Raw genomic sequence first — 26,528 nt, forward strand, 5'->3', positions numbered from 1 at the left:
CAATGCCTTTGAGCAAGCTTTTCGCCCACGCCAGCCGCGATCCGCTGATCCGTGAATTGACCCTGGACAGCCGTCAGGTGCGCCAGGGTGATCTGTTCCTGGCCGTGCCAGGTGCCAAGGTTGATGGCCGTGAGCACATAGCCGATGCCCTGTCCCGTGGCGCTGCGGCTGTGGCCTATGAAGAGCAGGGCGTCAACGTGCTGCCGCTTACCGACGTGCCGTTGATTCCGGTGAAAGGCCTGATCGGCCAGTTGTCGCAGATCGCAGGTCGCTTCTACGGCGAGCCGAGCCGCCAGCTGAACCTGGTGGGCGTCACTGGCACCAACGGCAAGACCAGCGTCACTCAGCTGGTGGCCCAGGCGCTCGATGCGTTGGGGCAGCGCTGCGGCCTGATCGGCACCTTGGGCACCGGCTTTTATGGCGAGCTGCAGAGCGGCCGTCTGACCACGCCCGACCCGATCGCCGTGCAGTCGACCCTGAACGACCTCAAGAAAGGCGGCGCCAAAGCCGTGGCCATGGAGGTGTCCTCCCACGCCTTGGAGCAGGGCCGGGTCGCCGCGCTGGAATTCGACATCGCGGTCATGACCAACCTGTCACGCGACCATCTTGACTACCACGGCAGCATGGAGGCCTACGAGGCCGCCAAAGCCAAGCTGTTCGCCTGGCCGAGCCTGCGTTGCCAGGTGGTCAACCTGGATGATGATTTCGGTCGCCGCCTGGCCGAAGACTTCGCCCGCCGCCCGAGCGTCGACCATATCGAGACCCGGTTGCTCAGCTACAGCCTGGAAAACCCGGACGCTTCGCTGTTCTGCCGCGAAGCGCATTTCGACGACGATGGTGTGCGCGCCATCATCGTCACCGCGCAGGGCGAACGCACCCTGCGCAGCCAGCTGCTTGGCCGCTTCAACCTGAGCAACATGCTTGCCGCTGTGGCCACGCTGCTGGCACTGGACTACTCGCTGGATGAGGTTCTCAGGGTCACCCCGCACCTGCAAGGGCCGGTCGGCCGCATGCAGCGCCTGGGGGGCGGTGACAAGCCGCTGGTAGTGGTCGATTACGCCCATACGCCCGATGCGCTGGAAAAAGTCCTCGAAGCCCTGCGTCCGCATGCTCACGGCAAACTGCTGTGCCTGTTCGGCTGCGGCGGCGACCGTGATCGCGGCAAGCGCCCGCTGATGGCCGAAGTGGCCGAGCGCCTGGCCGACCGCGTACTGGTCACCGACGACAACCCGCGTACCGAAGACCCGCTGCGCATCTTCGACGACATTCGACCTGGTTTCGCCAAGCCTGCGGGCGTCGAGTTCGTCGCTGGCCGTGGCGCAGCCATTGCCCATCTGATCGCCACCGCTGCCGCCGATGACGTCATCGTGCTGGCTGGCAAGGGGCATGAGGATTACCAGGAGATCAATGGCGAGCGCCATGCGTTCTCCGACCTGATCGAAGCCGACAAGGCACTTGCAGCCTGGGAGGCTCCGCATGCTAGGCCCATGACCCTCAGCCAGCTGACCGGCGCCTTGAACGCGCGCCTGGTCAACGCCGACGCCAGCTTCACCGGGGTCAGCATCGACAGCCGTAGCGTCGCTGCCGGCCAGCTGTTCGTTGCCCTGACCGGGCCGCGCTTCGATGGCCATGACTACCTTGCCGACGTGCAAGCCAAGGGCGCCGTCGCTGCGCTGGTCGAGCGCGAAATTGTCAATGTCGATCTGCCGCAGCTGGTTGTCGCCGACTGCCGTATCGCACTCGGCCAGCTTGGTGCGCTGAACCGCGCTGCCTTCGACAAGCCAGTGGTCGCCATCACCGGTTCGAGCGGCAAGACCACGGTCAAAGAGATGCTGGCCAGCATCCTGCGCACCCGTGGCCCGGTGCATGCCACCCGCGGCAACCTGAACAACGACCTCGGTGCTCCGTTGACGCTGCTGGAAATCTCTCCGGAGCACAGCGCCGCCGTGATCGAACTGGGTGCTTCGCGCATCGGCGAGATCCGCTATACCGTCGGCCTGACCCAGCCGCAGGTGGTGATCATCAACAACGCCGGCACTGCTCATGTCGGTGAATTCGGCGGCCCGGACAAGATCGTCGAAGCCAAGGGCGAGATTCTCGAAGGCCTCGGCGAGGGCGGCACCGCCATCCTCAACCTGGCCGACAAGGCGTTCGACATCTGGCGCAAGCGCGCTGGCAGCCATCGTATCTTCAGCTTCGCCCTGGACAACCCGCAGGCCGACTTCCATGCCAGCAACATCGGCTGTGATGCCCGTGGCTGCCCGTCGTTCACCCTGCATGGCCCTGATGGCAGTGTGCCGGTGCAGCTGAACCTGCTGGGTACCCATAATGTCAGCAACGCCCTGGCTGCTGCCGCCGCTGCCCATGCCGTTGGTCTGAGCCTCAGCGGTATCGCCGCGGGCCTCAACGCAGTGCAGCCGGTCAAGGGCCGCACCGTGGCGCAAATCGCCCCCAACGGTGTGCGCGTAATCGACGACAGCTACAACGCAAATCCCACCTCCATGTGCGCGGCCATTGATATACTCCGCGCCTTTTCCGGGCGCACCGTTCTGGTGCTGGGGGATATAGGTGAACTTGGCCAGTGGGCGGAAGAAGGCCACCGTCAGGTGGGCGAGTACGCGCACGGCAAGGTCGATGCCCTTTATGCGGTGGGTTCCAACATGATTCATGCGGTCAAGGCGTTCGGCGCCCATGGCCACCATTTCGCAACGCAAGCTGAGTTGATCGACGCTGTTCGCGCCGAAACTGCCAGCGAAACCACTATTTTGATCAAGGGCTCGCGCAGCGCTGCGATGGAAAACGTCGTGGCCGCACTGTGCGGTGCCAGCGGGGAGAAACATTAATGCTGCTGCTGTTGGCCGAGTATCTGCAACAGTTCCACAAAGGCTTCGCGGTCTTCCAGTACCTGTCCCTGCGCGGGATTCTTGGCGTACTGACCGCGTTGTCGCTGGCACTGTGGCTGGGGCCGTGGATGATCCGTACCCTGCAGATTCGCCAGATCGGTCAGGCCGTGCGTAACGACGGCCCGCAATCGCACCTGTCCAAGTCTGGCACCCCGACCATGGGCGGCGCACTGATCCTGTCGGCCATCGGGGTCAGCACCCTGCTGTGGGCCGACCTGTCCAACCGTTATGTCTGGACCGTGCTGATCGTCACCTTGCTGTTTGGTGCCATCGGCTGGGTCGACGATTACCGCAAGGTGATCGAGAAGAACTCGCGTGGCCTGCCGAGCCGCTGGAAGTATTTCTGGCAATCGGTGTTCGGCCTGGGCGCTGCGGTGTTCCTCTACATGACCGCACCGACCACTGTCGAGACCACGCTGATCGTGCCGTTCCTCAAGGATGTCACCATCCCGCTGGGTATCGGCTTTGTCGTATTGACCTATTTCGTCATCGTCGGCTCCAGCAACGCGGTCAACCTGACCGACGGCCTCGATGGCCTGGCGATCATGCCGACCGTGATGGTGGGTGGTGCGCTGGGCATCTTCTGCTACCTGTCGGGTAACGTGAAGTTCGCCGAATACCTGCTGATCCCCTACGTGCCGGGCTCGGGCGAACTGATCGTGTTCTGCGGGGCGTTGATCGGTGCCGGCCTGGGCTTCCTGTGGTTCAACACCTATCCGGCCCAGGTGTTCATGGGCGACGTCGGCGCGCTGGCGCTGGGCGCCGCGCTGGGCACCATCGCCGTGATTGTGCGCCAGGAAATCGTGCTGTTCATCATGGGAGGCATCTTTGTGATGGAAACCCTGTCGGTGGTGATCCAGGTCGCCTCGTTCAAGCTCACCGGCAAGCGCGTGTTCCGCATGGCGCCGATTCACCACCACTTTGAACTCAAAGGCTGGCCTGAGCCACGCGTGATCGTCCGTTTCTGGATCATTACCGTGATTCTGGTGCTGATTGGCCTGGCAACCCTGAAACTGAGGTAGAAAAGCGTGTCACTGATCGCTTCCGACCAATTCCGCATCGTTGTCGGCCTCGGCAAGAGCGGCATGTCCCTGGTTCGCTTCCTGGCGAACCGGGGCATTGCCTTTGCGGTCGCCGACACCCGCGAGCAACCGCCGGAACTGGAAACCCTGCGTCGTGATTACCCGCAGGTGGAAGTGCGCTGTGGTGAGCTGGACGTGGACTTCCTGTGCCGCGCCAACGAACTGTACGTGAGCCCGGGCCTGGCGCTGGCCACCCCGGCGCTGCAGCAGGCCGCAGCACGTGGCGTGCAGCTGTCCGGTGACATCGAACTGTTTGCCCGCCATGCCAAGGCGCCGATCGTGGCTATCAGCGGTTCCAACGCGAAAAGCACGGTCACTACCCTGGTCGGCGAGATGGCCGCCAAGGCCGGCAAGCGCGTGGCGGTGGGGGGTAACCTGGGCACCCCGGCGCTGGACCTGCTGAGCGACGATGTCGAGTTGTACGTGCTGGAATTGTCGAGCTTCCAGCTGGAAACCACCGACCAGCTCAACGCCGAAGTAGCCACCGTGCTCAACATCAGCGAAGACCACATGGACCGCTACAGCGGCCTGCCGGCCTATCACCTGGCCAAGCACCGGATCTTCCGTGGTGCCCGTCAGGTCGTGGTCAACCGCCAGGATGCCCTGAGCCGGCCGCTGCCGGTGGAAGGCCGTCCATGCTTCACCTTCGGCCTCAACCCGCCAGACTTCAAGGCCTTTGGCCTGCGTGAGGTCGACGGCGAGAAATACCTGGCGTACGAATTCCAGGCGCTGATGCCGGTGCGTGAGCTAAAGATCCGTGGCGCCCACAACCAGAGCAATGCCCTGGCGGCCCTGGCCCTCGGCCATGCCGCCGGCCTGCCGTTCGCGCCGATGCTCGAAGCGCTGCGTGAATTCAAGGGCCTGGCTCATCGTTGCCAGTGGATCCGGGAGCGCAACGGCGTCAACTGGTACGACGATTCCAAGGCCACCAATGTCGGTGCTGCCCTGGCGGCGATCGAAGGCTTGGGCGCGGACATCGACGGCCAGCTGGTGCTGATCGCCGGTGGCGACGGCAAGGGCGCCGATTTCGCCGCCTTGCGCGAGCCGGTCAAACGCTTCTGCCGCGCTGTGGTGCTGCTTGGCCGTGATGCCGAACGCCTGGCCGATACCCTGGGCGATGGCGTGCCGCTGGTGCGAGTGAAGACCTTGGATGAGGCTGTGCAGCAGTGCGCCGAGCTGGCCCAGCCAGGCGACGCAGTGCTGCTGTCGCCGGCCTGCGCGAGCCTCGACATGTTCAAGAACTTTGAAGAACGCGGGCGCCTGTTCGCCCAGGCGGCGGGAGGGCTGGCATGATCTTCGGCGTCCTCAAGCCGTACCCTTCGCCGCTGATCAGCGGCCGCGGCGTCGACCTCGACTTTGCCATGCTGGCCGGTTGCCTGGCGCTGCTGGGGCTGGGCCTGGTGATGATCACCTCGGCGTCATCGGAAGTTGCCGCCGTGCAATCGGGCAACCCGCTGTATCACATGTTCCGCCACCTGGTGTACGTGTTGCTCGGCCTGGCCGCTTGTGGCGCGACGATGATGGTGCCGATCGCCACCTGGCAGCGCATGGGCTTCATGATGCTGATCGGCGCCTTCGGCCTGCTGGTGCTGGTGCTGGTGCCGGGGATCGGCCGTGAAGTGAACGGTTCGATGCGCTGGATCGGCTTCAGCTTCTTCAACGTGCAGCCTTCGGAAATCGCCAAGGTCTTCGTGGTCATCTACCTGGCCGGCTATCTGGTGCGCCGTCAGACCGAGGTGCGCGAAACCTGGATGGGCTTCTTCAAGCCGTTCATCGTGCTGCTGCCAATGGCTGCGCTGCTGCTGATGGAACCGGACTTCGGTGCCACCGTGGTGATGATGGGGGCTGCTGCGGCGATGCTGTTCCTCGGCGGGGTAGGCCTGTTCCGCTTCAGCCTGATGGTGGTGCTGGCGGTGGCTGCAGTGTTCATTCTGGTACAGGCGCAGCCGTACCGGATGGCGCGTCTGATCACCTTCACCGACCCCTGGTCCGACCAGTTCGGCTCCGGCTACCAGCTGACCCAGGCGCTGATCGCCTTCGGTCGTGGCGAATGGCTGGGCGTCGGCCTGGGCAACAGCGTACAGAAGCAGTTCTACCTGCCTGAAGCGCACACTGACTTCGTGTTCTCGGTACTGGCCGAAGAGCTGGGTGTGGTTGGCTCGCTGGTGACCATCGCGCTGTTCGTCTTCGTCACCATTCGCGCCCTGTACATCGGCCTGTGGGCGGAGAAAGCCAAGCAGTTCTTTGCCGCCTACATGGCGTTCGGCCTGGCGTTCCTGTGGATCGGTCAGTTCCTGATCAACATCGGGGTGAACGTCGGGCTGCTGCCGACCAAGGGCCTGACGCTGCCGTTCCTCAGTTATGGCGGCTCTTCGCTGGTGATCTGCTGTGCCTGCGTGGGGTTGCTGCTGCGCATCGAATGGGAGAGCCGCACGCACCTGGGCAGCGAGGAGCATGAATTCAAAGAGAGCGATTTTGCCGAGGAGACCACCCATGGCCGCTGACGGCAAGAACGTCCTGATCATGGCGGGCGGCACCGGGGGCCACGTCTTCCCGGCCCTGGCCTGCGCCCGTGAGTTCCAGGCCCGGGGCTACTCGGTGCACTGGTTGGGTACCCCGCGCGGCATCGAGAACGAACTGGTGCCGCAGGCCGGCTTGCCACTGCACCTGATCCAGGTCAGCGGCCTGCGTGGCAAGAGCAAGCTCTCCCTGCTCAAGGCGCCGTTCACCCTGTTCAAGGCGGTGCTCCAGGCACGTCGTATCGTGCGCGAGCTCAAGCCGGTGTGCGTGGTTGGCTTCGGCGGTTATGTGACCGGCCCGGGTGGTGTCGCGGCACGGCTATGCGGTGTGCCGCTGGTGATTCACGAGCAGAACGCCCGCGCCGGCACCACCAACCGCCTGCTGTTGCCGCTGGCGTCGCGGGTCTGCGAAGCCTTCCCGGCGACCTTTGACGCCAGCGACAAGCTGCGTACCACCGGCAACCCGGTGCGTCCGGAGCTGTTCATGGACGCCGTGCGCGCTCCTCTGGCCGAGCGCCGCGCACGGCTGCTGGTCATGGGGGGCAGCCTGGGTGCGGAACCATTGAACAAATTGTTGCCTAAGGCCCTGTCCGAAGTGCCGGCGAACCTGCGCCCGGAGGTGTTTCACCAGGCCGGCAAGCAGCATGCGCCGGCGACTGCCGAGCGTTACCGCGAGGTGGGGGTCGAGGCCCAGGTCGAACCGTTCATCAAGGACATGGCCCATGCCTATGGCTGGGCCGATATCGTGGTCTGCCGGGCCGGTGCCCTGACCGTCAGCGAACTCGCGGCGGCGGGCCTGCCTTCGATGCTGGTGCCCTTGCCCCACGCAATCGACGACCACCAGACCTACAACGCCCAATATCTGGCCCGGGAAGGTGCTGCCTTCCTCATGCCACAAGCGACAACTGGCGCAGCGCAACTCGCTGAACGCCTGAACGAGGTGCTGATGCAACCCGAGAAACTCAACACCATGGCAGGTACCGCACGGCGCCTGGCCAAACCTGCTGCAACCAGCACCGTGGTCGATATCTGCCTGGAGGTGGCCCATGGTTGAAAGCCAGAAAGCCATGCCCCAGCCAAAGATGGGCCGCATCAATCGCATCCACTTCGTCGGTATCGGTGGCGTGGGCATGTGCGGTATCGCTGAAGTGCTGCTGAACCTGGGCTACCAGGTATCCGGTTCCGACCTCAAGGCGTCGCCGGTGACCGAGCGCCTGGAGTCGTTCGGCGCTGAAATCTTCGTCGGCCACCGCGCCGAAAACGCTGCCAATGCCGATGTGCTGGTGGTGTCCAGTGCCATCAACCCGGCCAACCCGGAAGTCGCCACCGCTCTGGAGCGGCGAATTCCAGTGGTGCCGCGTGCCGAAATGCTCGCCGAGCTGATGCGTTATCGCCACGGCGTGGCGGTTGCCGGTACCCATGGCAAGACCACCACCACCAGCCTGCTGGCGTCGGTTTTCGCCGCCGGCGGCCTGGACCCGACCTTCGTCATCGGTGGGCGCCTGACCGCTGCCGGCACCAATGCGCAGCTCGGCACCAGCCGTTACCTGATTGCCGAAGCCGATGAAAGCGATGCCAGCTTCCTGCACTTGCAGCCGATGGTGGCCGTGGTCACCAACATCGACGCCGACCACATGGCGACCTACGAAGGCGACTTCAACAAGTTGAAGAAAACCTTCGTCGAGTTCCTGCACAACCTGCCGTTCTATGGCCTGGCCGTGATGTGCCTGGACGACCCTGTGGTGCGCGAGATCCTGCCGCAGGTCAAGCGCCCGACTGTCACCTACGGCTTCAGCGAAGAGGCTGACGTGCGCGCCATCAACGTGCGCCAGCAAGGCATGCAGACCCACTTCACCGTGCTGCGCCGCGACTGCGAGCCGCTTGAAGTGTCGGTGAACATGCCCGGCAACCACAACGTGCTCAACGCCTTGGCCACCATCGCCATCGCCACTGACGAAGGCATCAGCGATGACGCCATCGTCCAGGGCCTGTCCGGTTTCCAGGGCGTCGGCCGACGCTTCCAGGTCTATGGCGAACTGCCGGTCGACGGCGGCAGCGTGATGCTGGTCGACGACTACGGTCACCACCCGACCGAAGTGGCTGCGGTGATCAAGGCCGTGCGCGGTGGCTGGCCAAGCCGCCGCCTGGTGATCGTCTACCAGCCGCACCGCTACAGCCGTACCCGCGACCTGTACGACGATTTCGTCCAGGTGCTGGGCGATGCCAACGTGCTGCTGTTGATGGAGGTCTACCCGGCCGGCGAAGAGCCCATCCCCGGTGCCGACAGCCGCCAGCTGTGCCACAGCATCCGCCAGCGCGGCAAGCTGGACCCGATCTACATCGAACGTGGCGCCGAACTGGCACCGCTGGTCAAACCGCTGCTGCGCGCCGGCGACATCCTGATCTGCCAGGGTGCCGGTGACGTCGGTGGCCTGGCCCCGCAACTGATGAAAAGCCCGCTGTTCGCTGGCGCCAAGCAGGAGAAGTCGAAATGACCAGCGCCTACGAACAACTGCATTCGACCCTGGACGTGAAAGCGTTCGGCCGTGTAGCCGTGCTGTACGGTGGCAAGAGCGCCGAGCGTGAAGTGTCGCTGAAGTCTGGCGCCGCGGTAATCGACGCGCTGACCACCGCCGGTGTCGACGTGGTCGGCATCGATGTCGGTGATGACCTGCTGGTGCGCCTGCAGCGCGAGAAGATCGACCGCGCCTTCATCATCCTTCACGGCCGTGGCGGTGAAGACGGCAGCATGCAGGGCCTGCTCGAGTGCCTGGGCATCCCCTACACCGGCAGCGGCATCCTCGCTTCGGCGCTGGCCATGGACAAGCTGCGCACCAAGCAGGTGTGGCAGAGCCTGGGGATTCCGACGCCGCGTCACGCGGTGCTGGCCAGCGAGCACGACTGTGTTGCCGCCGGTACGGAACTGGGCTTCCCGTTGATCGTCAAACCGGCCCATGAAGGTTCCAGCATCGGCATGGCCAAGGTGAACAGCGTGGAAGAGCTGGTCACCGCCTGGAAGGATGCCGCCCGTTACGATTCGCAGGTCCTGGTCGAGCAATGGATTCACGGCCCGGAGTTCACCATCGCCGTGCTGCGTGGCCAGGTGCTGCCGCCGATCGCCCTGGGCACTCCGCACGTGTTCTACGACTACGACGCCAAGTACATCGCCAATGACACCCAGTACCGCATCCCGTGCGGCCTGGACAGTGCCAAGGAGCAGGAACTGATCGACCTGACCGCGCGCGCCTGCGATGCCATCGGCATCGAGGGCTGGGGCCGGCTGGACGTGATGCAGGACGAGCAAGGCCGGTTCTGGCTGCTCGAAGTCAACACCGCACCCGGCATGACCGACCATAGCCTGGTGCCCATGGCGGCCCGCGCGGCCGGCCTGGACTTCCAGCAACTGGTGCTGGCGATCCTGGCTGAAAGCGTGAAGACGCGAGGTTAACCATCATGCAAGGCGCAATGATACGTCAGCAGCAACCCGTTACCGGCCGCAGCAAGCCGGTGCCGCGCGGTGCCAGCCGACTGGTGGCCGACGAGCCCGTATCGGCGCGCCTGCCGCGGCCCAGCCTGGGTGGCCTCAAGCGCTTGTTGTGGCCGCTGGTGCTGGTAGCTGCGGGCTTTGGTGCCTATGAAGGCGCCATCCGCCTGATGCCGTATGCCGACCGCCCGATCACCAAGATCGACGTGCAGGGTGACCTCAGCTACATCAGCCAGCAGTCGGTGCAGCAGCGCATTGCGCCGTATGTGGCGGCGAGCTTCTTCAGCGTCGACCTCACGGCGATGCGCGCCGAACTCGAACAGATGCCATGGATCGCCCACGCCGAAGTGCGCCGCGTGTGGCCCGACGAAGTGGTGATCCGCCTGGAAGAACAGCTGCCGGTGGCGCGCTGGGGTGACGAGGCCTTGCTCAATAACCAGGGCCAGGCCTTTACCCCGCGCGAACTGGCCAACTATGAGCACCTGCCGCAGCTGGCCGGGCCGCAGCGCGCTCAGCAACAAGTCATGCAGCAATATCAGGTATTGAGCCAGATGCTGCGCCCCATGGGCTTTTCCATCGCTCGCCTGGAGCTGCGCGAGCGGGGCAGCTGGTTCCTGACCACCGGTGCGAGCAGTGCCGGGCCGGGTATCGAGCTGCTCTTGGGGCGCGACCACCTGGTGGAGAAGATGCGCCGTTTCATTGCCATTTACGACAAGACACTCAAAGAGCAGATCACCAATATCGCCCGCATTGATCTGCGTTATTCCAACGGACTTGCCGTTGGTTGGCGGGAACCGAACGCACCGACGACGGCCAAACCCGCCGTTGCGAAGAATTAGAGAGAGGCAGGACCATGGCAAACGCGCATAGCGGCAAAATGATCGTCGGGCTGGACATCGGCACCTCCAAGGTGGTGGCGCTGGTGGGTGAAGTGGGCGAAGACGGCACCCTCGAGATCGTGGGTATCGGCACCCATCCATCCCGCGGCCTGAAGAAGGGTGTGGTGGTGAACATCGAATCGACCGTGCAGTCGATCCAGCGCGCGGTGGAAGAAGCCCAACTGATGGCTGGCTGCCGCATTCACTCGGCGTTCGTCGGCGTGGCCGGCAACCACATCCGCAGCCTGAACTCCCATGGCATCGTCGCCATCCGCGACCGTGAGGTGAGCGTCGCCGACCTCGAGCGCGTGCTTGATGCTGCCCAGGCCGTGGCCATTCCGGCTGACCAGCGCGTGCTGCACACCCTGCCGCAGGACTACGTGATCGACAACCAGGAAGGCGTGCGCGAGCCGCTGGGCATGTCCGGCGTGCGCCTGGAAGCCAAGGTTCACGTGGTCACCTGCGCGGTCAACGCGGCGCAGAACATCGAGAAGTGCGTACGCCGCTGCGGCCTGGAAATCGACGACATCATCCTCGAGCAGCTGGCCTCGGCCTACTCGGTGCTAACCGACGACGAGAAAGAGCTGGGCGTGTGCCTGGTCGACATCGGTGGCGGCACCACCGACATCGCCATCTTCACCGAAGGTGCGATCCGCCACACCGCGGTCATCCCGATTGCTGGCGACCAGGTCACCAACGACATCGCCATGGCCCTGCGTACGCCGACCCAGTACGCCGAAGAAATCAAGATCCGCTACGCCTGCGCCCTGGCCAAACTGGCCGGCGCCGGTGAGACCATCAAGGTGCCGAGCGTGGGCGATCGCCCACCTCGCGAGCTGTCGCGTCAGGCCCTGGCCGAGGTGGTGGAGCCACGTTACGACGAGCTCTTCACCCTGATCCAGGCCGAGCTGCGCCGCAGCGGCTACGAGGACCTGGTGCCGGCCGGCATCGTCCTCACCGGCGGCACCGCGAAGATGGAAGGTGCCGTGGAACTGGCCGAGGAAATCTTCCACATGCCGGTACGCCTGGGCGTACCGCACAGCGTTCGGGGGCTGAGCGACGTGGTGCGCAACCCGATCTATTCCACCGGCGTGGGCTTGCTCACCTACGGCCTGCTCAAGCAGTCAGAGGACATGGTCCTGACCGGTAACAGCAACAGCAGCAGCAACAGCTATGGCGATGAACCGAAGGCCCCAGTGCTTGAACGCTTCAAGCGGTGGGTCCAGGGCAACTTCTAAGTTTCAAAGCAGTAGTGGTAGGCGCGACAACTAGAGAACTGTAAGGAGAGGGAAAATGTTCGAGCTCGTAGACAACGTCCCGCAAAGTCCGGTCATCAAGGTGATCGGTGTTGGCGGTGGCGGCGGCAACGCCGTCAACCACATGGTGAAGAGCAGCATCGAAGGCGTCGAGTTCATCTGCGCCAACACCGATGCCCAGGCGCTGAAAAACATCGGCGCACGCACCATCCTGCAACTGGGTACCGGCGTGACCAAAGGTCTGGGTGCCGGTGCCAATCCGGAAGTCGGCCGTCAGGCCGCGCTGGAAGACCGCGAGCGCATCGCCGAGGTGCTGCAGGGCACCAACATGGTGTTCATCACCACCGGCATGGGCGGCGGTACCGGCACCGGTGCGGCGCCGATCATCGCCGAAGTGGCCAAGGAAATGGGCATCCTCACCGTTGCTGTGGTGACCCGTCCGTTCCCGTTCGAAGGCCGCAAGCGCATGCAGATCGCCGATGAAGGCATCCGTATGCTGGCTGAGAGCGTCGACTCGCTCATCACCATCCCCAACGAGAAGCTGCTGACCATCCTGGGCAAGGATGCCAGCCTGCTGTCCGCCTTTGCCAAGGCTGACGATGTGCTGGCCGGTGCCGTTCGCGGTATCTCCGACATCATCAAGCGCCCAGGCATGATCAACGTCGACTTCGCCGACGTACGCACCGTCATGGGTGAAATGGGCATGGCGATGATGGGTACCGGCTGCGCCAGCGGCCCGAACCGTGCGCGCGAAGCTACCGAGGCTGCAATCCGCAACCCACTGCTCGAAGACGTCAACCTGCAGGGCGCCCGCGGCATCCTGGTGAACATCACCGCAGGTCCTGACCTGTCGCTGGGTGAATACTCCGACGTGGGTAGCATCATCGAAGCCTTCGCCTCCGACCACGCCATGGTCAAGGTCGGCACCGTGATCGACCCTGACATGCGTGACGAACTGCACGTGACCGTAGTAGCCACTGGTCTGGGCGCGCGCATCGAGAAACCGGTCAAGGTGGTCGACAACACCCTGCAGACTGCACAGCAGGTGTATGAGGCTTCCAACCCGGCGCCGGTGCGCCAGGAGCAGCCAGCCGTCAACTATCGTGACCTCGAGCGCCCTACCGTGATGCGCAACCAGGCCCACGCAGGTGCCGCTGCGGCAGCTAAACTCAACCCTCAGGATGATCTGGACTACCTCGATATCCCAGCCTTCCTGCGTCGTCAGGCCGATTGATGGAATTTATCAGGGGTATAAGGGTGATTGGTGTTCAGCAAAGGCCGGGTCTGTTATCATCCCCAGCCTTTGTTGATACCTGTTCGCATTATTTGCGCTGAAGCGGCCAATGCCATGATTAGACAACGCACCCTGAAGAATACCATCCGTGCCACGGGCGTCGGCCTGCACTCCGGGGAGAAGGTCTACCTGACCCTCAAGCCTGCGCCTGTCGACACCGGCATCGTCTTCCGTCGCGCCGACCTTGACCCTGTGGTCGAGATCCCGGCGCGTGCGGCCAACGTCGGTGAGACCACCATGTCCACCACGCTGGTCAACGGTGACGTCAAGGTCGATACGGTCGAGCACCTGCTCTCCGCCATGGCGGGCCTGGGCATCGATAACGCCTACGTCGAGCTCTCCGCCTCGGAAGTGCCGATCATGGATGGCAGCGCCGGTCCCTTCGTATTCCTGATTCAGTCTGCCGGCCTGGAAGAACAGGACGCAGCCAAGAAGTTCATCCGCATCCTGCGCGAAGTGACAGTGACGGAGGGCGACAAGAGCGCCACCTTCCTGCCGTTCGACGGGTTCAAGGTGAGCTTCGAGATCGACTTCGATCACCCGGTCCTCAAGGGCCAGACCCAGAGTGCGGTCGTCGACTTCTCCAGCACCTCGTTCGTGAAGGAAGTCAGCCGCGCCCGTACTTTCGGTTTCATGCGTGACATCGAGTACCTGCGCAAGCACAACCTTGCGCTGGGTGGCAGTGTCGAGAACGCCATCGTGGTGGACGAGACTGGTGTGCTCAACGAAGACGGCCTTCGTTCCGATGACGAATTCGTCAAGCACAAGATCCTCGACGCCATTGGCGACCTTTACCTGCTGGGCAACAGCCTGATTGGCGAGTTCAAGGGCTACAAGTCCGGCCACGCGCTGAACAACCAGCTGCTGCGCAAGCTCATCACTGAAACCGATGCCTGGGAAATGGTCACTTTCGAAGATGCCAGCACGGCACCGATCTCGTACATGCGCCCTGTTGCGGCTGTGTAAGTTCGAACACTCTCTAGTTCATTAAGGCCACCTTCGGGTGGCCTTTTTTATTTTCAGGGTTTTTCTTTGTGTTTGGCGTGGCTGGCCAACCGCTCCAGGGCGGCACGCAGCTTCGGATCGGCGATGCCTTCGGCGGAATCGCGGATACTTTCGGCGGCATCGTTCGACAGCTCGGTCGTGTTGCCGCCACGCTTGGCCGGCACCAGCGGTGGCTGCACCTTATAGAGGATGCGCTGCAGGTTGCCAAAGGCTTCCAGGGCCTGCAGCTGGCGCTGAAGACGCTTTTGCTGGTAGCGCAGGCGAGTCGCCCAATGGCCGTCGGTCACCACCAGCAACAACGTGCCATCGCGCCACGACGCCACATGACAGTGCTCGCGGGCAGCCGGCTGCAGCTGGCTTTCCAGCAGGCGCTGCAGATGCGCCAGGCGTTCGGCCTGGTTCAGCAGCAGGCGCAGCGGGCGGTTCTGGCGCAGCAGGGTGGCGGGCGGCTGGGCGGCGGAGGGTTTGTAGGCCATGGCGGTGTGCATGAGGGCAAGGTGGTCAGTCTAGCATGCCTGCACTGGCCTCTTCGCGGGCACGCCCGCTCCCACAGGATTCGCTGATCCCTGTGGGAGCGGGCGTGGCGAAGAGGCCAGTGCAGGATAAGAGTCATTCCCGCTACGTTTCATCAAGCTGCGGGTTGAACTCAGGGAAAATGCCCCTATCTTAGAAAAGCCCCCGCCAAAGCGCTGTGCCAGCATCGTGGCAATCGACCACTTTCCTCACCATCGTTTCCGGGTAGAATGCTCGTTCGCATGCGGCCTCAGGGCTGCACGGGCGACTCATGGGGCCGCCCTCCATCCCTACGTGTGGAAGATCCTGCCGATATGTTTGCGCCTTTGTTAAAAAAACTTTTTGGAAGCAAGAACGAGCGTGAAGTCAAACGCATGCTCAAGACGGTAGCTATCGTCAATGCCTTCGAAGAGAAGATGGTGGCCCTCTCCGATGAGCAACTGCGGGCCAAGACCGCAGAGTTCAAGGAGCGCCTGGCCAAAGGCGAGACGTTGGACCAATTGCTGCCCGAAGCCTTCGCCGTGGCCCGTGAGGCTGGCAAGCGTGTGATGGGCATGCGCCACTTCGACGTGCAGCTGATCGGCGGCATGACCCTGCACGAGGGCATGATCGCAGAAATGCGTACCGGTGAAGGCAAGACCTTGGTCGGTACCCTGGCCGTCTACCTCAATGCCTTGTCCGGCAAGGGCGTGCACGTGGTCACGGTGAACGACTACCTGGCCCGCCGTGACGCCAACTGGATGCGTCCGCTGTACGAATTCCTCGGTCTGTCCGTAGGCATCGTCTCGGCCTTCCAGCCGCCCGAAGAAAAGCGCGCCGCCTACGCTGCCGACATCACCTACGGCACCAACAACGAATTCGGTTTCGATTACCTGCGCGACAACATGGCGTTCAGCCAGGAAGAGAAGTTCCAGCGTGAACTGAACTTCGCCGTGATCGACGAAGTCGACTCGATCCTCATCGACGAAGCGCGCACTCCGCTGATCATCTCCGGCCAGGCCGAAGACAGCTCCAAGCTGTACATCGAGATCAACCGCCTGATCCCGCGCCTGACCCAGCACATCGAAGAAGTCGAAGGCCAGGTCACCCAGGAAGGCCACTTCACCATCGACGAGAAGAGCCGCCAGGTCGAGCTCAACGAAGCCGGTCACCAGTTCATCGAAGAAATGCTCACCCAGGCTGGCCTGCTGGCCGAAGGGGAGAGCCTGTATTCGGCGCATAACCTCGGCCTGCTGACCCACGTCTACGCCGGCCTGCGTGCGCACAAGCTGTTCCACCGCAACGTCGAGTACATCGTCCAGGACGGCCAGGTCCTGCTGATCGACGAACACACCGGCCGTACCATGCCCGGCCGCCGCCTGTCCGAAGGCCTGCACCAGGCCATCGAGGCGAAGGAAAACCTGAACATCCAGGCCGAAAGCCAGACCCTGGCTTCGACCACCTTCCAGAACTACTTCCGTCTCTACACCAAGCTGTCCGGCATGACCGGTACCGCCGACACCGAAGCGTTCGAGTTCCAGTCGATCTACGCCCTCAACGTCATGGTCATTCCGCCGAACAAGCCACTCGCGCGTAAAGACTTCAACGACCTGGTGTACCTGACCGCTGACGAGAAATACGCCGCGATCATCGCCGACATCAAAGAGAGCATGACCCAGGGCCGCCCGATCCTGGTGGGTACCGCCACCATCGAAACCTCGGAGCACATGTCGAACCTGCTGAAGAAGGAAGGTATCGACCACAAGGTACTGAACGCCAAGTACCACGAGAAGGAAGCCGAAATCATCGCCCAGGCCGGTGCCCCGGGTGCGCTGACCATCGCCACCAACATGGCCGGCCGTGGTACCGACATCCTGCTGGGCGGTAACTGGGAAGCCGAAGTGGCTGCACTGGAGAACCCTACCCCTGAGCAGATCGCCCAGATCAAGGCCGACTGGCAGAAGCGTCACCAGCAGGTGATTCAAGCCGGTGGCCTGCACGTGATCGCTTCCGAGCGCCACGAGTCACGCCGTATCGACAACCAGCTGCGTGGCCGTGCCGGCCGTCAGGGCGACCCGGGTTCGAGCCGCTTCTACCTGTCGCTGGAAGACAGCCTGATGCGCATCTTCGCCTCTGACCGGGTGAAGAACTTCATGAAGGCACTGGGCATGCAGTCCGGCGAGGCCATCGAGCATCGCATGGTCACCAATGCCATCGAGAAAGCCCAGCGCAAGGTCGAAGGCCGCAACTTCGACATCCGCAAACAGCTGCTCGAATACGATGACGTGGCCAACGAACAGCGCAAGGTGATCTACCACATGCGCAACAGCCTGCTGGCGGCCGAGAACATTGGCGACACCATCGTCGAGTTCCGCCAGGAAGTCCTGGACGCCACCATCAGCCAGCATATTCCGCCGCAGTCGCTGCCGGAGCAGTGGGACGTGGCCGGCCTCGAAGCTTCGCTGGCCAGCGACTTCGGCATGAAGCTGCCGATCCAGCAGTGGCTGGACGAAGACGATCACCTCTACGAGGAGACCCTGCGCGAGAAGCTGCTGAACGAGATCACCACCGCCTACACCGAGAAGGAAGACCAGGCCGGTATCGAAGCCCTGCGTACCTTCGAGAAGCAGATCCTGCTGCGTGTGCTGGACGACCTGTGGAAAGACCACCTGTCGACCATGGACCACCTGCGTCACGGTATCCACCTGCGTGGTTATGCACAGAAGAACCCGAAGCAGGAGTACAAGCGCGAGTCGTTCGCGCTGTTCCAGGAACTGCTCGAGTCGATCAAGCGCGACACCATCCGCGTGCTGTCGCACGTTCAGGTGCGCCGCGAAGACCCGGCCGAAGAAGAAGCCCGCCTGCGCCGCGAAGCCGAAGAGCTGGCCAGCCGCATGCAGTTCCAGCATGCCCCTGCGCCAGGCCTTGAAAGCGAGCAACTGAGCGAGGAGGGCGCCGAAGTGGCCGTGGCCGCTGCCCCGGTGCGCAACGACCTGAAGCTGGGCCGCAACGAGCCGTGCTGGTGTGGTTCGGGCAAGAAATTCAAGCATTGCCATGGTCAGATTGAATGATCTGATTCACTCGCTGTAACGTGACAAACCGGGGGCCGCTTTGCGGCCCTTTCGCGAAACAAGGCCGCTCCTACAGGAATCGCAACAATCTTGTAGGAGCGGCCTTGTGTCGCGATGGGGCGCGAAGCGGCCCCGTTTTTTGCAATCAACCGATTTTTCTAGGAGCGCTCTAATGGCTGTTGGTCTTGGTCCTTTGCCCACCCTGCACCCGGTTCCGGGTTTTGAACTCGGCATCGCTTCTGCCGGCATCAAGCGTCCTGGGCGCAAGGATGTGGTGGTCATGCGCTGCGCCGAAGGCTCCAGCGTGGCTGGCGTGTTCACCCTCAACGCCTTCTGTGCCGCTCCCGTGATCCTCTCCAAGCAGCGCGTGCAGGGCACCGTGCGCTACCTGCTGACCAACACCGGCAATGCCAACGCCGGTACCGGCGCGCCAGGCCTGGCAGCTGCCGAACGTACTTGCGCCAAGCTCGCTGAACTGACCGGGGTGCCGGCCGAGTCGGTGCTGCCGTTCTCCACCGGTGTGATCGGTGAGCCCCTGCCGGTCGAGAAGATCGAAGGCGCGCTGCAAGCCGCGCTGGACGACCTGTCGGAAAACCACTGGGCTGAAGCCGCTACTGGCATCATGACCACCGACACGCTGCCCAAAGGTGCCAGCCGCCAGTTCCAGCACGATGGTGTGACTGTCACCGTCACCGGCATCAGCAAAGGCGCAGGCATGATCCGTCCGAACATGGCCACCATGCTGGGCTACATCGCCACCGACGCCAAAGTCGCTCCGGCCGTGCTCAAGGACCTGATCCTCGACGGCGCCAACAAATCGTTCAACCGCATCACCATCGATGGCGACACCTCGACCAACGATTGCTGCATGCTGATCGCCACCGGCAAGGCCAACCTGCCGGAAGTCACCGAAGCCAGCGGAGCGCTGTTCGAAGCGCTGAAGAAGGCCGTGTTCGAAGTGTGCATGGAAGTGGCCCAGGCCATCGTCCGTGACGGCGAAGGCGCCACCAAGTTTGTCACCGTGCAGGTCAATGGCGGTGGCAACCACCAGGAGTGCCTGGATGTCGGTTACGCCGTGGCCCACTCGCCGTTGATCAAGACCGCGCTGTTTGCTTCCGACCCGAACTGGGGCCGGATTCTGGCTGCCGTGGGCCGTGCCGGTGTGCCAGAACTGGATGTCAGCCTGATCGACGTCTACCTGGGTGACGTGTGCATCGCCAGCAAAGGCGGCCGCAGCCCGAGCTACACCGAGGCACAAGGTTCGGCGGTGATGGCTCAGGAAGAGATCACCATCCGTATCGAGCTTGGCCGTGGCCAGTGCAGCGAAACCATCTGGACCACCGACCTGTCCCACGAATACGTGAAGATCAACGCCGAATACCGCACCTGATGTAATGCTGGGGCCGCTTTGCGGCCCTTTCGCGACACAAGGCCGCTCCTACAGGAAATCGCGCTCCCTTGTAGGAGCGGCCTTGTGTCGCGAAAGGGCTGCGAAGCAGCCCCAAAATCCCCAAATACATGGAGCCGAACCATGAGCTATCACCTGATCATCGGCGACAAGCTGTATTCCTCCTGGTCGCTGCGTGGCGCCCTGGCCCTCGAGCTGGCTGGCGTGCCCTATGAAGAAACGCTTATCTCGTTGAACCAGCCCGACACCCGCAAACGCATCCTCGAATTCTCCGCTACCGGCAAGGTGCCGCTGCTCAAGACTGAGCACGGTGTGATCGCCGACTCCCTGGCCATCGCCGAGTACCTCAACGAACGCCACCCCGAGGCCCAGCTGTGGCCGGCAGACGTTGCCGCCCGTGCCCAGGCCCGCTCGGCCTGTGCGCAGATGCACAGCGGCTTTTTCGCCCTGCGCGGTGCCATGCCGTTCGACCTGACACGTGACCAGGGGCTGGATAACATCCCGTTGGAGGTCCAAGTGGATATCGACCGCATCGTCGCGCTGTGGTCCGAATGCCGCCTGGTGGCCAAGGACAGCGGCCCCTTCCTGTTCGGCAAGCCGACCTTGGCCGATGCCTTCTTCGCCCCGGTGGCGGTGCGCCTGCGTAGTTACCGCGTAGAGGTGCCCGCCGAGGCAGCCACCTATATCGAAACCATTTACCAGTGGCCGGCCTTCCAGGCCTGGCGGCAAGCTGGCCTGGCGGAGCGTGCAGGTTGAAAAGAATCCATGTAGTCGCCGCGGTGATCCGCGGCAATGACGGGCGCATTCTGATTGCCCGCCGTGCTGATACCCAGCACCAGGGCGGCCTGTGGGAGTTCCCGGGTGGCAAGGTGGAAGAGGGCGAGGGCGTCGAAGCGGCGCTCGCCCGCGAGTTGCGCGAAGAATTAGGTATCGAAGTGACCCGTTCGCGGGCGCTGATCAAGGTCAGCCACGACTACCCGGACAAGCAGGTGCTGCTGGATGTGCGTGAGGTCGATGCGTTCACCGGTGAGCCCCACGGCGCCGAAGGCCAGCCACTGGCCTGGGTCGCGCCACGGGACCTGGGGCAATACGAATTCCCTGAAGCCAACAAGCCGATCGTCGCTGCTGCGCGCTTGCCGGATCAGTACCTGATCACGCCGGATGGCCTGGAAGTGCCGCAGATGCTCAAGGGTATTCAGAAGGCCGTGGCCAGTGGCATCCGCCTGATCCAGTTGCGCGCCCCGGACATGTACGACCCCAAGTACCGCGATGTGGCGGTGGACGCGGTCGGGTTGTGCGCCGGCAAGGCGCAGCTGATGCTCAAGGGGCCGCTGGAGTGGCTGGGCGACTTCCCGTCCGCTGGCTGGCACCTGACCGCCTCACAGCTACGCAAGTACGCAGCGAATGGCCGCCCGTTCCCCAAGGAACGCTGGCTGGCAGCGTCGTGCCACAGTGCCGAAGAGCTGGCGCTGGCCGAGCAGATGGGCGTGGACTTCGTCACCCTGTCGCCGGTGCAGGCAACCCAGACCCACCCCGAGGCGGTGCCGTTGGGCTGGGATGAGGCGCAGCGGCTTATTGCCGGCTTCAACCAGCCGGTTTACCTGTTGGGTGGGGTTGGGCCGGGTGAGCGGGAGAAGGCCTGGGAGGCCGGTGCCCAAGGTGTTGCCGGGATCCGCGCATTCTGGCCTGAGGCCTGAGTAATTGGGGTCGCCTTGCGACCCATCGCAGGCAAGCCAGCTCCCGCAGGGATCTCACTGTCCGAGAAATCGGCGCAGTACCTGTGGGAGCTGGCTTGCCTGCGATGGGCTGCAGAGCAGCCCCGGCGATATCAGCCTTTAGGCTTTTCCGCAGGCTGCCACAAAACCTCTGCAACACCCTGCCGCCGCCCAATGATCCGCGCCGCCACGAACAGCAGATCCGAAAGCCTGTTGATATACGCCAACCCAACCCCCTCCAACGGCTCCAGCGCATTCAACTGCTGGCAGCGCCGCTCCGCACTGCGCGCCAGGCTGCGGCACACATGGGCCTGCGCTACCAGCGCCGAACCACTGGGCAGGATGAAGTTCTCCAGTGGCCCCAGTTCTTCGTTCCATACATCGATCGCCGCTTCGAGCCGCTCCACCTCAACCTGGTTCAAGGCCTGGTAGCTGGGCATCGCCAACTCGCCACCAAGGTCGAACAAGCGATGCTGGCATGGCGCCAGAACACTGCTCACCTCATCCAGCTTGTGCTCATCCAGGCCAGCCAGCAGCAGCCCGAGCTGGCTGTTGAGGCTGTCCACCTCGCCGATCGCCTCGACCCGTGGGTGGTCCTTGGGTACCCGTCGCCCGTCGCCCAGGCCGGTTTCGCCTTTGTCGCCAGTGCGGGTATAGATCTTCGACAGGCGATAGCCCATGTCATGCCTCCGTGTGGGTCGGCGCAGCCGCTGGCGGCTGGCCAAGGGGCAGGCGCAGGGTGAAGCAGGTGCCCTGGCCGGGCGTGGACTGCACTTCCATCTGCCCCTTGTGGTTGTTGGTGATGATGAAGTACGAAACCGACAGCCCCAGGCCGGTGCCCTGGCCGATCTCCTTGGTGGTGAAAAACGGCTCGAAGGTGCGCTTGCGAACGGCTTCGGGCATGCCCACGCCGTTGTCCTCGACCTCGATCTCGGCCCACGGCGGATTCAGCTTCGTACGCAGGATGATGCGCCCTGGCTCGCTGGGCTGCGGCCGCTGATGGATGGCCTGGGCGGCGTTCTTGAGCAAGTTCAGCAGCACTTGCTCCAGCTCGTTGGCAGTGCAGGGCACCGGGCCCAGGTTTGGGTCGAACTGGCGGATGATGGCCTGGCCCTTGAAGTCGAAGCCGATGGTCAGGTCGAAGTCGTTGCTGGCGATCTCAACGGCCTGGTCGATCAGCGCCGGCAAGTCGCAAGGCGCCAGTTGGCGGTTGCTGCGACGGCTGAAACTGAGCATGTGGGTCACGATCTTCGCCGCGCGAGCGCCGGCCTGCTGGATGCCGTCGAGCAGTTGCGGTACTTCACGGTTTTCCAGGTAGCGGTTGACGTTGGCCAGGTCGATGCCCAGCTCACTGGCCTGTTCCTGGTTGCGCGGCAGCTCTGCCGAAAGGCGTCGGCGTATGTTCTGTACGTTGTGCAGGATCGCGCCCAACGGGTTGTTGATTTCATGGGCCATGCCGGCTGCGAGGCCGCCGACCGAGAGCATCTTCTCCGACTGCACCATCATCTCTTCCAGCGACAGGCGCTGGGTGATGTCGTCGATACGGATGACCACGCCGCGACCGCCGCCGCCCATCAGCGGGTAGAAGGTCAGGGCGTAATGACGCAGGTCGTCGCCCTTGGGCCAGGTGACCCGCTCGATTTTCGCCACCCGGTGCTTTTCGACGCTTTCCTTGAGCTGCGGCAGGAACGGCTTGAGTGGTTCGAAGGCGATGAAGATCGGCTGGTTCAGCGCTTCGTCCAGCGGCGTGCCGGAAAGCACCGTGGCCTCGTGGTTCCACTGCGTTACATAGAGTTGCTCATCGAGGGCGATCAGTGCCGAGGGCATGGAGTCGATGATGCTGTTGAGGTAGTTCTGGAACCCGGTGAGCTTCTTCTCGATCTTGCTGCGCACCTGGACTTCCAGCTCCAGTTTGCGATTGGTGTTACGGGTTTCCTCGGCCAGGCCTTGGGCTTGGTCGTAGGCGGTCTGGAATTCATCGCGGGTGCGCTTGAGTTGCTGCTCGCGGGCCTCGATACGCGAAAGCATGGTGTTGAAGGCTTCGGCCAGGCTGCCGATCTCATCGTCGTTGCCGCGGGTAGCACGCAAGGCATAGCTTTCTTCGCGGGTGACCTGACGGCTGAGTTCTTCGAGCTGGTTGATCGGCTGGGTGATCAACCGCTTGATCTGCCTGGCGATGACCAGCCACAGCAGGATGCTGAACACCAGGATCGCCAGGCTGGCGCTGAGCGTGCCGGTGTAGAACGCCGTGGGCAGCTCACTGCTGGCCACCAGCAGCAGGTGCGCCGGTGGGCTGGCGTCGCGCGGGATGCGGATCAGCTGGGTGCTGCGAAACTCCATCAGGCGCCAGCCGTCGATGTTGCGGTAGCGCTTGGGCAGGGCCAAAGACTCGCCGTGCTGGAGCTGGGCCAGCATGTTGCCGTCGCCGCCGTAGATGGCCGCGGCGCGTAGCGGCGTGTAGCTGTCCAGCTCCTTGAGCAGGGCCGTGGCGGTCTCGGTCGAGTCGCCGGCACGGGCCGACAGTTGCGGGTTGGCCACCAGCTTGCCGATGGTCTGTAACGCCTGCGGCGCCATGCTCTCCTGGGTGATCCAGTAGGCGGCGCTGATGAAGGTCAGGTTGGCGACCAGCAGGATGGTCACCAGCAGTACCAGCAGGGCTGCCAGCAGTTTCTGCCCGACCGGGAGGTTTTCCAGGCGTTGGCGCAGGCTCATGGGCAAGGCAATGTCCGTATTGGGTTGACGTCAGGCGCTGGGCAAACCACGCGCTCGCAGGTTATCGACCAGGCGCTGGTGCAGGTGTTCCAGCTGCGGCAACGCCATGCCGTGGCGCTCGGCTGCCCGGCAGGCATGGCCCAGCAGGTAGTGCACTTCGGTGCGCCGGCCAGCGCGCACGTCCTGGTACATGGAAGAGTAGTTGGCCGCAGTGGCCAGGATCACCCGCAGCACTTCTTCGCCCAGATCGGCTGCGGCTTCGGGCTGGCCGCAACGGCGCAGCAGCTCGGCCAGTTCCGTGCTCAGTGCTTCGACCTCGCCGAGGTGCCCGAGCAGACCGCCGTTCTGGCAATCGTGCAGCACCGTCAGCGGGTTGATGGCGCAGTTGAGCGCCAGCTTGCGCCACAGGCGGGTAAGGATGTCGACCGTCCATTCGGCGGCAATGCCCGCGTCGTTCAGGTCATCGAACCATGCTGGTGGGGTGGGGTTGGCCGGGTCCCCCAGCCAGTTGAAACCATGACCGGCGAAGCGCACTCGCCAATCGTCCTCGCGGAATGCACCTTCGGTGCTCGAGGCGAAGATGCAGCGGGCGAGGGGGGCCTGGTCGGCCACTTCGTCCTGGCTACCCAGGCCGTTCTGCAATAGCACCAGTTCTGCGCCCTCAGCCAGGCGCGGCGCCAGGCCGGCGACGGCGGGAGCGGCATCGTAGGCCTTGCAGGCTACCAGCAGGCGATGGATGGGGCCGCCGGATTCGGCCGTTTCGGCCGGGATGGCGTAGCGGCGGGTTTGCTCCTGCTCGGCCAACGTCAGGCCGCCGGCCTGCTGGTAGGCCTGCAGGCGCTGCGCATCACGCAGGATCAGGCGTACTGCCTTGCCGGCGCGTGCCAGGCGGCAGGCCCAGAGGCTGCCGAGGCTACCGGCGCCGAGAATATGCCAGGTGCTGCTCATCTGCGTTTCGCAACCCGTTATAATGAGCCCGCATTTTAACCCGCTAACACCGACGCGCTCCATGTTCAGACTGAGCGCGCGTTTATTTTATGGAGATTACCCATGCCTTCGTTCGACGTGGTATCGGAACTGGACAAGCACGAAGTGCAGAACGCGGTCGACAACGCCATCAAGGACCTCGATCGCCGCTATGACCTCAAGGGCAAGGGCAGCTTCGAGTTCAAGGACAAGGAGCAGACCGTGGTGCTGACCGCCGAGGAAGAATTCCAGCTCGAAGCCATGCTGGAAATCCTGCGCCTGGCGCTGGTCAAGCGCAAGATCGACGTCAAGTGCCTGGAAACCAAGGATCCTTACGCCTCGGGCAAGGAAAAGAAACAGGAAGCCAAATTCCGCGAAGGCATCGACAAGGACCTGGCCAAGAAGATCGTCGCCACCATCAAGGACGGCAAGCTCAAGGTCCAGGCCGCGATCCAGGGCGAGCAGGTGCGTGTCACCGGTAAGAAGCGTGACGACCTGCAGGAAGCCATTGCCCTGCTGCGCACCAAGGAATTCGACATGCCGCTGCAGTTCAACAACTTCCGCGACTGATCGCTGGGTTGCCCGGAACCTCGATGGCGCAATGATGTCCATGGGGGCCGTGGCCGCTGGATGACCGGCGGCCTGCTTTACTGTGTACGTGCCGCACGGCATCAGGAGATGAATACATGGATTTGAACGCTGAAGTCGATCAGCTGGTTCGCCAGTCGCAGACCTGGATCCCCATGATCATGGCGTATGGCAGCCGTCTGCTGCTTGCGCTGGTGACCTTGGCCATCGGTTGGTGGATCACCAACAAGGTCAGTGACCGCTTGGCCAGGCTTGTCGGCCTTCGGGTCGCGGACCCGGCGTTGCAGGGTTTCATTCGCACGTTGTCCAACATCGTCATGAAGGTGATGCTGGCGATCAGTGTGGCGTCGATGATCGGCATCGAGACCACTTCGTTCGTGGCAGCCATGGGTGGCGCTGTGCTGGCTGTCGGCCTGGCTCTGCAGGGCAGCCTGGCGAACTTCGCCGGTGGTGTGCTGATCCTGATGTTCCGCCCGTTCCGCATCGGCGACTGGATCGAAGCACAGGGTGTATCCGGTACCGTCGACAGCATTCAGATCTTCCACACCGTCCTACGCACTGGTGACAACAAGACCGTGATCATGCCGAACGGCAGCCTGTCCAACGGCATCATCACCAACACCAACCGCCAGCCGACGCGCAAGGTGGTGTTCGATGTGGGGGTGGACTACGAGGCTGACTTGCAGAAGGCCCGCAACGTGTTGCTGGAGCTGGCGCAGGACCCGCGCGTGCTGCAGGACCCGGCGCCGCAGGCGGTCGTCTCGACCTTGGGTGACAGCTCGATCACCGTGTCGCTGCGCCTGTGGACCAAGACCGCCGACTACTGGGACGTGATGTTCATGCTCAACGAGCATGCCCGTGACCGGTTGAAGGCCGAAGGCATCGACATTCCGTTCCCGCAGCGGGTGATCCGCGTGGTGCAGGAGACTGCAACGCAGTAATACCGCGTTGCAACCGGGGCCGCTCCGCGCCCCTTCGCGGGCACGCCCGCTCCCACAGGTATCGCACAAGCTTCGAGACTTGTGCAGTACCTGTGGGAGATTCTATGGTTTTCAGCAAGCCAGTTTCCCACCTTTGGTGACGTATTCGTCCTGATTTTTCATCAGGGCGAATGCCACCCGCGCGAGCTTTCTAGCCAGGATTACCAGAGCTTGA

At 63.5% G+C, this 26,528-nt stretch carries 21 protein-coding genes and 1 pseudogene; 17 read left to right on the top strand and 5 right to left on the bottom strand.

Annotated elements, in window-relative coordinates; genetic code table 11:
• Positions 1-2 precede the first annotated feature (2 nt).
• The 11 genes from murF to lpxC all read left to right on the top strand — a co-directional run bounded on the left by murF (position 3) and on the right by lpxC (position 14,382).
• Positions 3-2,843 carry a bifunctional UDP-N-acetylmuramoyl-L-alanyl-D-glutamate--2,6-diaminopimelate ligase MurE/UDP-N-acetylmuramoyl-tripeptide--D-alanyl-D-alanine ligase MurF gene (gene murF / locus CQW31_RS26345; protein ID WP_371858397.1) on the top strand — a complete coding sequence of 947 codons (2,841 nt, stop codon included), beginning with the start codon at positions 3-5 and terminating at the stop codon, positions 2,841-2,843.
• Complete coding sequence (gene mraY / locus CQW31_RS26350; protein ID WP_054884625.1) at positions 2,843-3,925, top strand: phospho-N-acetylmuramoyl-pentapeptide-transferase; 1,083 nt, start codon at positions 2,843-2,845, stop codon at positions 3,923-3,925. The genes murF and mraY overlap by 1 nt, the downstream gene beginning before the upstream one ends.
• 6 nt (positions 3,926-3,931) lie before the next feature.
• Positions 3,932-5,278 (top strand): UDP-N-acetylmuramoyl-L-alanine--D-glutamate ligase, encoded by a 1,347-nt coding sequence (gene murD, locus CQW31_RS26355; RefSeq protein ID WP_099815774.1) that lies wholly within the window; start codon positions 3,932-3,934, stop codon positions 5,276-5,278.
• The gene (ftsW, locus tag CQW31_RS26360) at positions 5,278-6,489 is read left to right on the top strand and encodes a putative lipid II flippase FtsW (RefSeq protein ID WP_176508371.1); all 1,212 of its coding nucleotides are present in this window, start codon (positions 5,278-5,280) and stop codon (positions 6,487-6,489) included. Before murD ends, ftsW begins: the two co-directional genes overlap by 1 nt.
• Positions 6,479-7,558, top strand: a complete 1,080-nt coding sequence (gene murG / locus CQW31_RS26365; RefSeq protein ID WP_054884622.1) for an undecaprenyldiphospho-muramoylpentapeptide beta-N-acetylglucosaminyltransferase — start codon at positions 6,479-6,481, stop codon at positions 7,556-7,558. The genes ftsW and murG overlap by 11 nt, the downstream gene beginning before the upstream one ends.
• Positions 7,551-8,999, top strand: coding sequence for a UDP-N-acetylmuramate--L-alanine ligase (murC, locus tag CQW31_RS26370; protein ID WP_054884621.1), 1,449 nt, complete (start codon positions 7,551-7,553; stop codon positions 8,997-8,999). The genes murG and murC overlap by 8 nt, the downstream gene beginning before the upstream one ends.
• Complete coding sequence (locus tag CQW31_RS26375; protein ID WP_099815775.1) at positions 8,996-9,952, top strand: D-alanine--D-alanine ligase; 957 nt, start codon at positions 8,996-8,998, stop codon at positions 9,950-9,952. Before murC ends, CQW31_RS26375 begins: the two co-directional genes overlap by 4 nt.
• Positions 9,953-9,957: 5 nt before the next feature.
• Positions 9,958-10,827: a cell division protein FtsQ/DivIB gene (locus CQW31_RS26380; RefSeq protein WP_054884619.1), complete on the top strand. Its 870-nt coding sequence runs from the start codon at positions 9,958-9,960 to the stop codon at positions 10,825-10,827.
• A gap of 14 nt (positions 10,828-10,841) precedes the next feature.
• On the top strand, positions 10,842-12,104 hold the full coding sequence (ftsA, locus tag CQW31_RS26385) for a cell division protein FtsA (protein ID WP_027594020.1): 1,263 nt from the start codon (positions 10,842-10,844) through the stop codon (positions 12,102-12,104).
• A 55-nt stretch (positions 12,105-12,159) separates the two neighbouring features.
• Positions 12,160-13,356, top strand: coding sequence for a cell division protein FtsZ (gene ftsZ / locus CQW31_RS26390; RefSeq protein WP_003260772.1), 1,197 nt, complete (start codon positions 12,160-12,162; stop codon positions 13,354-13,356).
• 114 nt (positions 13,357-13,470) lie between these two features.
• Entirely contained in the window at positions 13,471-14,382 is a 912-nt protein-coding gene (gene lpxC / locus CQW31_RS26395) for a UDP-3-O-acyl-N-acetylglucosamine deacetylase (RefSeq protein ID WP_099815776.1), read from the top strand.
• A 53-nt stretch (positions 14,383-14,435) separates the two neighbouring features.
• On the opposite strand, the gene CQW31_RS26400 is transcribed toward lpxC, so the two are convergent.
• Positions 14,436-14,897, bottom strand: coding sequence for a DUF721 domain-containing protein (locus tag CQW31_RS26400; protein WP_099815781.1), 462 nt, complete (start codon positions 14,895-14,897; stop codon positions 14,436-14,438).
• Positions 14,898-15,248: 351 nt separating this feature from the next.
• Here CQW31_RS26400 and secA point away from each other — a divergent pair, with 351 nt between their 5' ends.
• The 4 genes from secA (at position 15,249) to CQW31_RS26420 (ending at position 21,089) form a co-directional block, all read left to right on the top strand.
• Positions 15,249-17,984 (top strand): preprotein translocase subunit SecA, encoded by a 2,736-nt coding sequence (secA, locus tag CQW31_RS26405; RefSeq protein WP_054884617.1) that lies wholly within the window; start codon positions 15,249-15,251, stop codon positions 17,982-17,984.
• 172 nt (positions 17,985-18,156) lie between these two features.
• Positions 18,157-19,374, top strand: coding sequence for a bifunctional glutamate N-acetyltransferase/amino-acid acetyltransferase ArgJ (argJ, locus tag CQW31_RS26410; protein WP_054884616.1), 1,218 nt, complete (start codon positions 18,157-18,159; stop codon positions 19,372-19,374).
• A 141-nt stretch (positions 19,375-19,515) separates the two neighbouring features.
• Positions 19,516-20,148, top strand: coding sequence for a glutathione S-transferase family protein (locus CQW31_RS26415; RefSeq protein ID WP_054884615.1), 633 nt, complete (start codon positions 19,516-19,518; stop codon positions 20,146-20,148).
• Positions 20,145-21,089: a Nudix family hydrolase gene (locus CQW31_RS26420; protein ID WP_099815777.1), complete on the top strand. Its 945-nt coding sequence runs from the start codon at positions 20,145-20,147 to the stop codon at positions 21,087-21,089. Before CQW31_RS26415 ends, CQW31_RS26420 begins: the two co-directional genes overlap by 4 nt.
• 131 nt (positions 21,090-21,220) lie before the next feature.
• On the opposite strand, the gene CQW31_RS26425 is transcribed toward CQW31_RS26420, so the two are convergent.
• Genes CQW31_RS26425 through CQW31_RS26435 form a run of 3 tightly spaced genes read right to left on the bottom strand, consistent with a single transcriptional unit; the run spans position 21,221 to position 24,767 of the window.
• A complete protein-coding gene (locus CQW31_RS26425) occupies positions 21,221-21,787 on the bottom strand; it encodes a cob(I)yrinic acid a,c-diamide adenosyltransferase (RefSeq protein WP_054884613.1) in 567 nt (188 codons plus the stop codon).
• Position 21,788: 1 nt separating this feature from the next.
• Positions 21,789-23,819, bottom strand: coding sequence for an ATP-binding protein (locus CQW31_RS26430; RefSeq protein ID WP_054884612.1), 2,031 nt, complete (start codon positions 23,817-23,819; stop codon positions 21,789-21,791).
• Between the two features lie 30 nt (positions 23,820-23,849).
• A complete protein-coding gene (locus tag CQW31_RS26435; protein WP_054884611.1) occupies positions 23,850-24,767 on the bottom strand; it encodes a putative 2-dehydropantoate 2-reductase in 918 nt (305 codons plus the stop codon).
• Positions 24,768-24,869: 102 nt separating this feature from the next.
• Between CQW31_RS26435 and CQW31_RS26440 the strand changes: the two genes are divergently transcribed.
• Together CQW31_RS26440 and CQW31_RS26445 are read left to right on the top strand one after the other, a co-directional pair.
• Positions 24,870-25,355, top strand: coding sequence for a YajQ family cyclic di-GMP-binding protein (locus CQW31_RS26440; RefSeq protein ID WP_054884610.1), 486 nt, complete (start codon positions 24,870-24,872; stop codon positions 25,353-25,355).
• A 116-nt stretch (positions 25,356-25,471) separates the two neighbouring features.
• Positions 25,472-26,314, top strand: a complete 843-nt coding sequence (locus tag CQW31_RS26445; protein WP_099815778.1) for a mechanosensitive ion channel family protein — start codon at positions 25,472-25,474, stop codon at positions 26,312-26,314.
• Positions 26,315-26,425: 111 nt separating this feature from the next.
• Here the strand turns inward: CQW31_RS26445 and CQW31_RS31810 are convergent.
• Positions 26,426-26,528, bottom strand: a pseudogene (locus CQW31_RS31810) (IS110 family transposase); the annotation flags it as partial.

Origin of the sequence: Pseudomonas sp. 382, assembly GCF_002759075.1 — a bacterium.
GTDB classification, from domain to species: Bacteria; Pseudomonadota; Gammaproteobacteria; order Pseudomonadales; family Pseudomonadaceae; genus Aquipseudomonas; species Aquipseudomonas vlassakiae.